At 32.6% G+C, this 12,063-nt stretch carries 10 protein-coding genes and 1 pseudogene; 6 read left to right on the top strand and 5 right to left on the bottom strand.

Features of this window, described 5'->3' with window-relative positions; genetic code table 11:
* Positions 1 to 201 precede the first annotated feature (201 nt).
* Complete coding sequence (locus Q0945_RS07275) at positions 202 to 513, top strand: YegP family protein (RefSeq protein WP_299432755.1); 312 nt, start codon at positions 202 to 204, stop codon at positions 511 to 513.
* 4 nt (positions 514 to 517) lie between these two features.
* Here Q0945_RS07275 and Q0945_RS07270 read toward each other — a convergent pair.
* Positions 518 to 1,306 (bottom strand): annotated as a pseudogene (locus Q0945_RS07270) (beta-eliminating lyase-related protein).
* A gap of 129 nt (positions 1,307 to 1,435) precedes the next feature.
* Between Q0945_RS07270 and prfB the strand changes: the two are divergent.
* The 4 genes from prfB to Q0945_RS07250 all read left to right on the top strand — a co-directional run bounded on the left by prfB (position 1,436) and on the right by Q0945_RS07250 (position 6,041).
* A protein-coding gene (gene prfB / locus Q0945_RS07265) for a peptide chain release factor 2 (RefSeq protein ID WP_299432752.1) occupies positions 1,436 to 2,540 on the top strand; the annotation gives its coding sequence in 2 pieces (ribosomal slippage) (positions 1,436 to 1,501 and positions 1,503 to 2,540; 1,104 coding nt in all).
* Positions 2,541 to 2,544: 4 nt separating this feature from the next.
* Positions 2,545 to 2,892 carry an arsenate reductase (glutaredoxin) gene (gene arsC, locus Q0945_RS07260; protein ID WP_299432749.1) on the top strand — a complete coding sequence of 116 codons (348 nt, stop codon included), beginning with the start codon at positions 2,545 to 2,547 and terminating at the stop codon, positions 2,890 to 2,892.
* Between the two features lie 139 nt (positions 2,893 to 3,031).
* On the top strand, positions 3,032 to 3,526 hold the full coding sequence (locus tag Q0945_RS07255; protein WP_299432746.1) for a hypothetical protein: 495 nt from the start codon (positions 3,032 to 3,034) through the stop codon (positions 3,524 to 3,526).
* A gap of 1 nt (position 3,527) precedes the next feature.
* Positions 3,528 to 6,041 carry a TonB-dependent receptor gene (locus tag Q0945_RS07250; protein WP_299432743.1) on the top strand — a complete coding sequence of 838 codons (2,514 nt, stop codon included), beginning with the start codon at positions 3,528 to 3,530 and terminating at the stop codon, positions 6,039 to 6,041.
* A gap of 113 nt (positions 6,042 to 6,154) precedes the next feature.
* On the opposite strand, the gene dnaK is transcribed toward Q0945_RS07250, so the two are convergent.
* The 3 genes from dnaK to Q0945_RS07235 form a co-directional block, all read right to left on the bottom strand.
* Positions 6,155 to 8,065, bottom strand: coding sequence for a molecular chaperone DnaK (gene dnaK / locus Q0945_RS07245; protein WP_299432740.1), 1,911 nt, complete (start codon positions 8,063 to 8,065; stop codon positions 6,155 to 6,157).
* A gap of 222 nt (positions 8,066 to 8,287) precedes the next feature.
* On the bottom strand, positions 8,288 to 9,556 hold the full coding sequence (locus Q0945_RS07240) for a Y-family DNA polymerase (protein ID WP_299432737.1): 1,269 nt from the start codon (positions 9,554 to 9,556) through the stop codon (positions 8,288 to 8,290).
* Positions 9,553 to 9,966 carry a S24 family peptidase gene (locus Q0945_RS07235; protein ID WP_299432734.1) on the bottom strand — a complete coding sequence of 138 codons (414 nt, stop codon included), beginning with the start codon at positions 9,964 to 9,966 and terminating at the stop codon, positions 9,553 to 9,555. The genes Q0945_RS07240 and Q0945_RS07235 overlap by 4 nt, the downstream gene beginning before the upstream one ends.
* 73 nt (positions 9,967 to 10,039) lie before the next feature.
* Here Q0945_RS07235 and Q0945_RS07230 point away from each other — a divergent pair, with 73 nt between their 5' ends.
* The gene (locus Q0945_RS07230; protein WP_299432731.1) at positions 10,040 to 11,464 is read left to right on the top strand and encodes an L-serine ammonia-lyase; all 1,425 of its coding nucleotides are present in this window, start codon (positions 10,040 to 10,042) and stop codon (positions 11,462 to 11,464) included.
* Positions 11,465 to 11,529: 65 nt separating this feature from the next.
* Here the strand turns inward: Q0945_RS07230 and Q0945_RS07225 are convergent, their stop codons facing one another.
* Positions 11,530 to 11,988, bottom strand: a complete 459-nt coding sequence (locus Q0945_RS07225; protein ID WP_299432728.1) for a nuclear transport factor 2 family protein — start codon at positions 11,986 to 11,988, stop codon at positions 11,530 to 11,532.
* Between the last annotated feature and the right edge of the window lie 75 nt (positions 11,989 to 12,063).

Here is a 12,063-nt window from a genome sequence, read left to right as displayed (position 1 = left end):
TTAAAACTTATAGTTATCGCTAAGTTACCTTTTAACAGAAAAAATACCGACAACTATAGGCTAAAATAGTATTTTAATCGATTAAATCATAAAAATCATCGATGAACTACATTTTTTATTTAGAAAAAGTTAACATTTAATCTCACAATACCTTTTTGAAAGTGAAGAAAATAGTATAACTTTAAATGGCTAAATTTAACAATGGTGATTACTATAAAAAAAGATGTTAACAACAAATACACTTTTAACTTAAAAGCAAAAAGTGGCAGCATATTACTTAACAGTATTACCTTTAATGATAAGGTAGAAGCTACAAAGACAGTTAACAACTTAAAGTCTAAAAACGAGAAAGAACTCGTTTTTGAAAGAAAAACTAATTTTGACGGTAAGTTTCTTTTTAATCTTAAAAATAAAAAAGGACAACTTATAGGTTCAAGTAAACTATACGATTCTGAAGCCGGATTAGAAAATGGCATTAACAACACTAAAGAAAGCATCCTTTCTATTCCTTAAAATGTTATAACGTTTTTAATATTTTTAAAAATAAATCATGCTGTTTTAAAGTATATACTAAATGTGTTATTATTTTTAATTTACCTTCTCCCATTCCAATTAAAGAAACGCCATGCACTAAGAGTTGTTCTAAAAATTATTTTTTTGTTTTATAAGCATCATTAACTTCAAAAATTACGATATTAGTTTCTATAGGTTCTACCGTTTTAATAAAAGGTAATGTACGTAAAACCACCCCTATTTCTTTTGCTCTTTACTACCCTACTAATACAGAACCAACAGAACACCCTATGCTTTTACTTAAGCATACGCTAATAGTATCAAAAATTTCTCCGTATTCTTCCGGTTTTTCATTCTTTGCCACTATAGCGTTCCATAATCTTGCTCTTTCTAAATGGTAAGCTAATTTATTAGCTGTACACACCTTTTTTATGTTTTTTAATCCTTCTATATCCCAACAAGCTCCTTCTCCTTTATTGGTAGTATTCTTTACAAGACACTCCACTATTAAAGCCTACACCTCCTCCTTCATAATTATATATATGAGAATATTCGTGGCAAATTAGTTGCTCACCAGATTGCGTATGTAGTTTTATAACAGTTTGGTTTGCCATAGTTTCGCTAGGAAAAATAATGCTGCTTCTTTATTAAAAAGTTTAGCTGTTTTTTCTTCTAGTAGATTTACGTTAGCTCCCTCTTTAAAAACATCATCACCAAGACTAGCAGAAAACATTACTTGCAACATTTCTGGAGATGGTTTGGTAACTATATCACTTATTAGGTTAATATTCATATATAACATCTACTTTATTTACTAATATGCTACAAAAAATAGCAAATATTGAATTTAAACCATTAGTAAAACACTACAATTTTTCTATTAAAACAAAAAGAGCGCTATTTTTGCTTAAAATTATTTAATATGACAATTACTACAGACCACTACAAAGGTCTTTTAGATCGCCTTGGTGCGTTAAGGAGGTATCTTTGACGTTGATGCGAAACTTATTGAAATAGAAAATGAACAGGAAAAAACTTTAGCTCCAGATTTTTGGGATAATGCTCAGGAAGCTCAAGAACAAATGAGGTTCATTCAATCTAAAAAGAAATGGGTAGATGATTATTTGTCTTCAGAAACTTTAGTTAACGATTTAGAAGTTCTTGTAGAATTTTTAAAAGAAGGAGAAGTTACAGAAGAGGAAGTGCATACACATTACCTAAAAACTATAGATTCTCTTGAAAATTTAGAATTTAAAAACATGCTTTCAGAAGAAGGCGATGAACTTACTGCTGTACTTCAAATTACAGCTGGTGCTGGCGGTACAGAAAGTTGTGACTGGGCAGCTATGCTCATGCGTATGTATATGATGTGGAGCGAAAAAAATGGCTATAAAGTAAAAGAACTAAACTATCAAGAAGGGGATGTTGCTGGTATTAAAACAGTTACTTTAGAGATTGGTGGCGAATTTGCTTTTGGTTGGCTAAAAGGAGAAAACGGTGTACATAGATTAGTACGTATTTCCCCTTTTGATAGTAATGCAAAAAGACACACCTCTTTTGCTTCTGTGTATGTTTACCCATTAGTTGATGATAGTATTGAAATTGCCATAAATCCTGCGGATGTAGAAATTACTACAGCACGCTCTAGTGGTGCTGGTGGTCAAAATGTAAACAAGGTAGAAACCAAAGTGCAACTTACACACAAACCAAGCGGAATACAAATTTCATGTTCCGATTCTAGAAGCCAGCATGACAATAGAGCTACTGCTTTAAAAATGCTTAAATCGCAATTGTATGAAATAGAATTGCGCAAAAAAATGGAAGCTAGACAAGAGATAGAATCCTCTAAAATGAAAATAGAATGGGGTTCGCAAATTAGAAACTATGTAATGCACCCGTACAAGTTAGTAAAAGATGTACGCACTACAAAAGAGACAGGTAATGTAGATGCTGTAATGGATGGGGACATAAATATGTTTTTAAAAGCCTATTTAATGATGATGGGACAAAAAGAAGAAGAAAATTAAAAAAATGATTACAATATATCATAATCCTAGATGCAGTAAATCTAGACAAGGACTACAGGTTTTAGAAAATTCTGGAAAAGAATTTACAATTAAAAAATATTTAGAAGATGTTCCTTCTGAAAAAGAGCTTAAATATATAATTGAAAAATTAGAAATTTCTCCTCTAGAATTAGTACGAAAAAACGAAGCTGTTTGGAAAAAACTATATAAAGGAAAATCTTTATCTGATGACGATATTATTAAAGCTATGGCTATACATCCAAAGTTAATAGAGCGTCCAATTGTAATAAAAAACAATACTGCAGTTATTGGCCGTCCTATAGAAAACATTACAAAACTGCTAGATAATTAGCTTTTCTTTTCATCCAAAATAAATTATGGTACATTTATTGAGAATTCAACTTTAACGAAACCATTAAACACTTCAAGAAAGTTTTAACTAAACACAATTAAACCTCTTAAGTCTTTTTTAATCTAACAAAACATACAGCATGAAAATTAATTTAAAATGCTTTTTAGCACTAACAGTTCTTTTTTTACTAGGAAGTGAATTACACGCTCAATACGGCTATGGCGGTGGTGGTTATGGATATGGATATGGAAATAGAGGCGGATATGGGAGACAACGAAACAACGTTCCGCAAGCAGAATCTGCTCCCAAAAAGGAAGAACCAAAAACTGCTGCACAAATTGTAGATAACGAAATGCCAAATATTACGGAGGCATTAAATTTAAATGAATTTGAAACTGCTGTTTTAAGTTCTGTACTAAAAAAATATTTGCAACAACGTATAGAAATGCAAATACTAGAATTAAGTCCAGAACAAATGCGTGAGGGGTTAGAAAAGATTACAAAAAACCAAGATGAAGAGTTAAAAGCTGGTTTACCGCAAGACAAATATGATGCTTTTGTAGAAATGCAAAAAAAGGGTATTGCCAAGACAAAAAAAATAAACAAAAAGAAAAAGAAACGAAAAAAAGATTGATATGAAAAAAACACTCCTGTTATTGCTTGCCATTTTTACAATCTTCACTTCTAACGCTCAAAGACCAAATGGCAAAAAACGTACCCCAATTACAATAACAGGAACCGTTTTAGACAAAGACGATAATTTACCATTAGAATACGCAACTTTAATTCTTCAAAATGTTAGAAAACCTGATCGCGTTACAGGTGGCATAACAAATGAAAAAGGACAATTTTCCATAGAAACCTTTCCAGGAAATTACAATATAAAAATAGAATACTTATCCTATAAATCTTACGAACAAAAAGCACAAATTTTAAGAGCATCTAAAGATTTAGGAATAATAAAACTTATTCCAGATTTAGAACAACTTGATGGCGTAGAGGTTGTAGGAGAAAAAACTACCGTAGAATTAAGATTAGACAAAAAAGTATATAATGTAGGGTCAGATTTAACGGTGAAAGGAGGTTCTGTTACCGATGTTTTAGACAATGTACCATCTGTAACTGTAGATGAAGAAGGTGCAATTAGCCTAAGAGGAAACGAAAGTGTAAGAATATTAATAAATGGTAAACCCTCTGCCCTATCTGGTTTAAGTTCTGACGCTCTACAACAACTCCCAGCAGAATCTATAGAAAAAGTAGAAGTTATTACAAACCCTTCTGCCAGATATGATGCCGAAGGTACAGCTGGTATTTTAAATATAATTCTTAAACAAAGTAAAACTACAGGATTAAATGGTTCTGTTAGTGTTTATACAGGCTATCCAAAAAATAACGGCGCATCGGTAAACCTTAACTTAAGACGAAAAAATTTCAACATTTTCACCAATACATCTTATCGTTATAGAGATTCTCCTGGTAACGCTCTTTTTGAACAAGAAAACTTTGACCCCGATGGCAATACCGCTACCTTTCAAGATGAAATAAGAGATTACAACAGGCAAAGAGATGGTTTTAATACAAATATTGGTTTTGAATTATTTATAGACTCTACCAGTAGTATTACAAATTCTTTAGTCTACAGAAAATCTAATGGAGATAATACTGTAGCTATTGATTTTTTTAATTTTGATGCCAATAGAAACCCTACTATACAAAGAAACAGGCACACAAATGAAGCAGAAAAACAAGAAGACGTACAGTACTCTGTTAATTATCTAAAGAAATTTAACAATGATGGCCACGAATTAAAAATAGACTACCAGTATTCTAGTGGTATTGACATAGAAAATTCTATAATAAATGAAGTGGTTTTAAATGATAATAGTCAATTAGATACAGAACAGACTATTAATGACGAATCTCAAAAAAATCAATTAGTACAATTAGATTACGTTTTACCTTTTGGAAAAAATAATAGTTCGCAATTAGAATTAGGATATCGCGGTATCTTCAATAATTTTAATACTGATTTTGATTTTGGAATTTTAGAACAAAACATATTTTATAATGACCCCGACTTTAGCAATGAACTAAATTACAAAGAGTATTTAAATGCAGCATATATACAACTAGGTACAAAAATTAATAAGTTTAATATCCTTGGCGGACTAAGAATGGAAGCTTCAGACATTGGTATAGAACTAGTTAACACTAACAACATATCAAACAAAAAATATGTAGACTGGTTTCCTTCTTTATTTTTAGGGTACGAATTTTCTGAAAAAGAACAATTTACATTAAGCTACAGTAGAAGACTAAGAAGGCCTCGTTCTAGATATATAAATCCTTTTCCTTCTAGATCCAGTAATACAAATTTATTTCAAGGAAATCCAGATTTAGACCCAACTTATACAAATGCTTTTGATTTAGGATATTTAAAAAGATGGGATAATATTAGTTTCAGTACCTCAGCATATTACAACCGCTCCACTGGTGTATTTCAGTTTATTACTCAAGAAAGAGGCGATTTTGTAGAAATTGAAAACCCAGACGATACCGCAAATCCTATTTTAGTCCCAGTACAAGTAAGCACTCCAATAAATTTGGCTACAGACACAAGGTATGGAATGGAGCTAACTACTACCTATACCCCTAAAAGAAATTGGAGACTAACTTGGAACGTAAATTTGTTTAAACAAATTGGTAAAGGAGATTATACATACATTAATTTTCTAAACGAATCTATAACTCAAAATTTTGACTCTAATAATTTTGCTTGGTTTACACGCTTAAGTGCAAAAATTCCTTTACCTGCAAAAATAGATTTTCAGACCAATTTATTTTATAGAGGCCCACATTCTAATACACAAAATAGATACAAAGGCGTGCTTAGCACTAACTTAGGTTTTAGTAAAGATGTTATAAAAGACAAAGCATCATTATCCTTAAATGTTAGTGATTTATTTAATACTCGTAAAAGAAGAAAAGAAGCTACCACATTAAATGTAGAAACTTATAGCGAGTTTCAAAGACGTGAAAGACAAATAACGCTTTCTTTTAGATATAGGTTTAACCAAAAGCAAAACCAACAACAAAGAGAGCGAGGAAATCGAGAAGGTGGAGATGATGATTTTGATTTTGAAGGATAATAAATAATCATAAAAAAAGAGACTGCCTTTTTAGACAGCCTCTTTTAATTATAGAGTAATTTTAAATTACTTAACTTCTTCGAAGTCTATACTTCGACTTTGCTCAGCACAGGCTACTTAACTTCTTCGAAGTCTACGTCTTCTACATTATCTCCTTCTTCTCCGCCTGCAGCTCCAGCGGCGTCTCCTTCAGGAGCAGCCCCTCCTCCTTGCTGTGCTTCTGCTTGTGCTTTGTACATTTCTTCAGAGGCACCTTTCCAAGCTTCATTTATTTTCTCTAAAGCTGGTGTAATAACCGCTAAATCTTTAGATTCATACGCTTTCTTAAGCTCTTCTAAAGCTTCTTCTACTGGCTTCTTGTTAGCATCAGAAATTTTGTCTCCAAATTCAGATAATTGCTTTTCTGTTTGGAAAATCATTCCGTCTGCTTCATTTAGCTTATCGGCAGTTTCCTTAGCAGCTTTATCCGCTTCAGCATTTGCCTCAGCTTCCGCTTTCATTTTCTCAATTTCCTCTTCTGTTAATCCAGAAGAAGCTTCTATACGAATATCCTGCGTTTTATTCGTTGCTTTATCTGTTGCAGATACTTTAATTATACCATTTGCATCAATATCAAAAGTAACTTCAATTTGTGGCGTCCCTCTTTGTGCCGGTGGAATACCATCTAAATGGAAACGACCTATTGTCTTGTTATCTCCTGCCATTGGGCGCTCTCCTTGTAAAACATGAATTTCTACAGAAGGCTGATTATCTGCAGCAGTTGAGAATACTTGCGATTTTTTAGTAGGAATAGTAGTGTTAGCTTCTATTAATTTAGTCATTACGCTCCCCATAGTCTCAATACCAAGAGATAGCGGTGTAACATCTAATAATAATACATCTTTTACATCTCCTGTTAATACACCCCCTTGGATAGCTGCACCTACTGCAACAACCTCATCTGGGTTAACGCCTTTAGAAGGCTTTTTACCAAAGAACTTTTCTACTGCTTCTTGTACTGCTGGTATTCTTGTAGAACCACCAACTAAGATAATCTCATCAATATCGCTCTTAGATAATCCTGCATTTTTTAATGCTGTCGCACAAGGTTCTATTGTTCTTTTTACTAAATCATCTATTAACTGATTAAATTTAGCTAATGTAAGCGTACGTACTAAGTGCTTAGGACCTGAAGCTGTTGCTGTAACATATGGTAAATTAATTTCTGTTTGCGCAGAAGAAGATAATTCTATCTTCGCTTTCTCTGCAGCTTCACGTAAACGTTGTAATGCCATAGCATCTTCACGTAAATCCATATTTTCATCAGCCTTAAACTCCTCAGCTAACCAGTCAATAATTTTTTGATCAACATCATCCCCACCCAAGTGTGTGTCTCCATCTGTAGCTAATACTTCAAAAACACCGTCTCCTAATTCTAGGATAGAAACATCATGCGTACCACCACCAAAATCAAAAACTACTATTTTCTGGTCTGTATCTTTCTTATCCATACCATACGCTAAAGAAGCAGAGGTTGGCTCGTTAATAATACGCTCTACAGTTAAGCCTGCAATTTCACCAGCTTCTTTTGTAGCTTGTCTTTGCGCATCATTAAAATATGCTGGAACTGTAATTACAGCTCTAGACACATCTTGTCCTAAATAGTCTTCTGCAGTTTTCTTCATTTTCTGAAGAATCATAGCAGAAAGTTCTTGAGGAGAATACAAACGTCCGTTAATATCTACTCTTGGAGTATCATTATCCCCTTTTACCACTTTATAAGGAACTCTACCAGCTTCTTTACTAGACTCCGAGAACTTATTCCCCATAAAACGTTTTATAGAGTATATAGTGTTGTGCGGATTAGTTACTGCTTGTCTTTTTGCAGGATCACCTACTTTAATTTCGCCACCTTCTACAAAAGCTATTACAGATGGTGTTGTTCTTTTTCCTTCGGCATTTGGGATTACAACAGGCTCATTACCTTCCATTACAGAAACACAAGAGTTGGTTGTTCCTAAATCTATACCTATAATTTTGCTCATTATATATGTTTTAAATTATTAGTGCAATTTTTTATATCGATTTGTAAATGACAAACAATATGCCAAGCAAAAAAAACTGACAGGTTGTCATTTTTACACTAGTAAGCATGAGCAATGAGCAGCAAGAACCTATTAGTACTGTCATTACAACTATATTTACCTAACTCCCAAAAATTAATCATGACAGCTTTATACGTATTACTACTATTTTAAATTTACTCGTTATTTATCTTTTAATGTAAGTATTTCTTTCCATTGTGTTGTGTAACGCGGACTCCGTTCTTCTTTTATAAGTTCCCACTCTTTTACTCGTGTACCTACCAATGCCGAAGACACTTTTAGTTTCCCAAACTTAACATTGAGCTCATCTACCACCTTTGTTAATGCCTTTTTAGATTCTGTTGGAATTTTAAATAGATTTCCTTGCACATATTCTTCTGGAGTAATACCAAGAAGGTTTACCCCTACTTTCTTATACTTATACCCTTCTTTGTATATAAGATGTAATGCTTTTTTGGCTTCGGTTACTAATACAAAAGTGTCATTAGTTGGCATTGCTAATTTCACGGTAATACTGTTGGAATACTGCTTATCTCTCATGCTAAAAAAATTAGTTACTAAAAAAACGTGTATAGCGCTCGCACAAGAATTTTGGGTTCGTAAAACTTCTGCAACTTCCCCTACATAATAAGAGCATGCTTCTTCTATTATATCTAAACTCTCTAATTTTTTACCAAAAGATTTTGCGGTACCTATTGCTTTTTTCTTTTTAGGCTCCGTAATAAACTCCATTACAGACTCCCCTCTTAACTCTCTCCAAATACACTCTCCTACAACTGTCATTTCTTTACGCACCCACGCCAAAGGTAACTGTGTAAAATCATAAGCTGTAGCAACACCTATAGCTATAACACGCTCACTATGTTTTTTACCAATACCCCAGATACTTGTAACAGGGCTCCATTTTAAGGCTTCTACCCTATCATCATCAGAATTTATAACACAAACATGATTTTTATTTGGTATTTTTTTTGACATTTTATTAGCCAACTTAGACAACACTTTTGTTTTTGCTATACCTACACCTACTGGTAAACCTGTTAACCTATATATGGTATTTTTTATTTGATGGCCAAAAGTTTCTAATTCTTCATGAGGAACGGTACTTAAATCTATAAAAGATTCATCTATACTATAAACTTCTACTTTAGAAGAAAACGTTTTTAATATATTAACTACTCGTTGCGACATTTCTCCATATAGCGTATAATTTGATGAAAAGAAAACTACTTTATTTGCTATAAGTTCTTTTTTTATTTTAAAAACAGGCTGAAACATTGGAATATCTGCTAAAGCCTTTGCTTCTTTATTTGCTGCAATAACGCAACCATCATTATTACTTAACACAACCACTGGCCTGCCTATTAAGTCTGGTCTAAAAACCAACTCGCACGAAGCATAAAAACTATTACAATCTACCAATGCTATCATTTACAAGCGTGTATTACATACGTAATAACACCCCAAAGCGTAACTTCTTTTTCTTTAGCTTCTAATTCAATTCTAATAACTTTAAACTCTCCATCTATAACTACCATTACTAAACTATTTTTTTTGGGGTATAAGGAACGATCTATAATTAAAACATCATTTTTTAAAATATTAAACTCTTCTAACGCATTACTGTCTACACGTACATAGAAAGTAGCATCATTATTCGTAACTAATTCTTGTTCTAAACTTATCTTAGGCTCCATATAGTGCGTAGCTGGACTAGGAAAGCCTGTCTGTTTAGATACTTCGGGCATGTGCTGCCTTTCTAACTTTTTAACTTTACCATGAGAGAATATTTCCATGATACAAAAATATGGATATATTCCAAAAATAAGTAAAAAATCCATAAATTTTTTTCTAAAAAATGTGAGATTAATCTGTATATTTACCAGTTAAGTTGTATTTATAACAAAATAAACTATGGAGGCAATAAGTACTTTTGATATGCTTAAAATAGGAATTGGACCATCTAGCTCCCATACCCTTGGTCCTTGGCGTGCTGCCGAAAAATGGATTAAAGAATTAAAAGAAGCGAATGTTTTTTCTCAAGTATCTACCATAAAAGTGTATATCTATGGTTCTTTATCCTTAACAGGAAAAGGGCATGCCACAGATTACGCTTTAATGCTTGGATTATCTGGACAGGATCCAGAATTTATACCCATTCCTAATATTACAACTATTGTATCTAAAATAAAAGAAGAAAAACAGATTGAGTTTAATGGAGAAATAACACTCCCTTTTATTCCTGAAACAAATATTATTTTTAAAAGAGAATTTTTACCTTTTCATGCCAACGGTATGACCTTTGAAGCACACTTAGCTTCTGGAAAAAAAACTAAAGCAACCTATTATTCTATTGGCGGAGGCTTTGTTGTTAAAGAGGAACTAAAAAAAGCAAAAAAGAATATTGAAATATTTAAACAATTTCCCTTCCCTATAACTACAGGTGTAGAATTACTAAACTTTTGTAAAAATGAAAATAAAAGTATTTCTGAAATTGTCTTAGAAAATGAAAAATCTCTTCATACAAAGGAACATATAGACAAAGAACTACATCGTATTTGGAATACTATGTTAGAATGCATGTATACCGGATGCCACACCGAAGGAAAACTACCTGGCGGACTTAATGTAACCCGCAGAGCCTATGATGTACATAATACTCTAAAAGGAAAATTACTATATACAACACCACAAGAATGGTTAAAGACAATACGAAATACGGAAGTAAAATTTAGGCAAATTCTAAAATGGGTTAGCTGTTTTGCCTTAGCAGTGAACGAAGTTAACGCTTCTCTTGGTAGGGTAGTTACTGCTCCCACTAATGGTAGTGCTGGCGTTATTCCTGCTGTTTTAATGTATTATATGGTAATTGAAAATCACAAAGCAAATTTTAAGCACATAAAGCAATTTTTACTTGTTGCCGGGGAAATAGGCAGTATTTTTAAGAAAGGTGCTACTATTTCTGCAGCCATGGGTGGTTGTCAAGCAGAAATTGGTGTTTCTTCTGCAATGGCAGCAGGTGCGCTAACAGAACTACTAGGAGGCACTCCTGAGCAAGTTCTTATGGCTGCAGAAATTGCCATGGAACACCATTTAGGATTAACCTGCGACCCAATTGGTGGGTTAGTTCAAATACCATGTATAGAACGTAATTCCATGGGGGCAATAAAAGCTATTAATGCCGCAGAGCTTGCTCTTAGCTCTAAACCAGAAAACGCAAAAGTACCTTTAGACAAAGTAGTTAACACTATGTGGGAAACTGCTAAAGATATGAGCTCTAAATACAAAGAAACTTCTGAGGGAGGTTTAGCTGTAGGGATATACTTAAGTGATTGTTAAGCAAATAAATACCCCATTTTAGCTCCTTTTAATTAATTCCTATTTTAATTTTAGATTTAATTTTTCTAGTCTTTACAACCTTCAATTCTACGTGTGTCAATAAGATAATTAATTTTCCAGTGTTCCTCTTCTTTATAAAGTTGAAAAGAATTTACGCCGCAATGATGAAACTTATTTTGGAACCAAAATTCATAAGGCACCCAAACATGTGCCATAGGTCCATCTATTTTTATTTCAAAAGAAAGTAGTTTTTCTTTAAAAGGTATACTATCAGGAATACTAATTATAGAAGTAATTAAATCCTTAAAATTCTCTGTTTTTATCCTTATTTTCCCTTCCCTATTTTTTCCAATTGTTTGCAAAATAACATCTAATGTAACTAAACCTTTCATTTTAATAGAATCTTGTGCATGGAACGCTTCAAAAAAATCCAAAACAGTTTGTTTTGCCTTTTCTTTTTCCAAATCTTGAGCATTCATATTAAGAAAGAACAAAAAGAGCAGAAGAAAGCTTATTTTTTTCATAACTTTTATGTTAAATAGTTATCATTAAAATTAAGTGAAATATTTCAATAACATTATATTCTATAGAATTGAACA

Source organism: uncultured Maribacter sp. (assembly GCF_947500405.1).
GTDB lineage: Bacteria > Bacteroidota > Bacteroidia > Flavobacteriales > Flavobacteriaceae > Maribacter_B.
Note: the sequence above shows the minus strand (reverse complement) of the source record. Positions and strands in the feature narration are given on the sequence as shown.

Excerpts from the sequence above, each read along its gene's own strand:
- Q0945_RS07275 (WP_299432755.1), top strand. The coding sequence starts at position 202 with ATGGTGATTACTATAAAAAAAGATGTTAACAACAAATACACTTTTAAC.
- arsC (WP_299432749.1), top strand. The coding sequence starts at position 2,545 with ATGATTACAATATATCATAATCCTAGATGCAGTAAATCTAGACAAGGA.
- Q0945_RS07255 (WP_299432746.1), top strand. The coding sequence starts at position 3,032 with ATGAAAATTAATTTAAAATGCTTTTTAGCACTAACAGTTCTTTTTTTA.
- Q0945_RS07250 (WP_299432743.1), top strand. The coding sequence starts at position 3,528 with ATGAAAAAAACACTCCTGTTATTGCTTGCCATTTTTACAATCTTCACT.
- dnaK (WP_299432740.1), bottom strand. The coding sequence starts at position 8,065 with ATGAGCAAAATTATAGGTATAGATTTAGGAACAACCAACTCTTGTGTT.
- Q0945_RS07240 (WP_299432737.1), bottom strand. The coding sequence starts at position 9,556 with ATGATAGCATTGGTAGATTGTAATAGTTTTTATGCTTCGTGCGAGTTG.
- Q0945_RS07235 (WP_299432734.1), bottom strand. The coding sequence starts at position 9,966 with ATGGATTTTTTACTTATTTTTGGAATATATCCATATTTTTGTATCATG.
- Q0945_RS07230 (WP_299432731.1), top strand. The coding sequence starts at position 10,040 with ATGGAGGCAATAAGTACTTTTGATATGCTTAAAATAGGAATTGGACCA.
- Q0945_RS07225 (WP_299432728.1), bottom strand. The coding sequence starts at position 11,988 with ATGAAAAAAATAAGCTTTCTTCTGCTCTTTTTGTTCTTTCTTAATATG.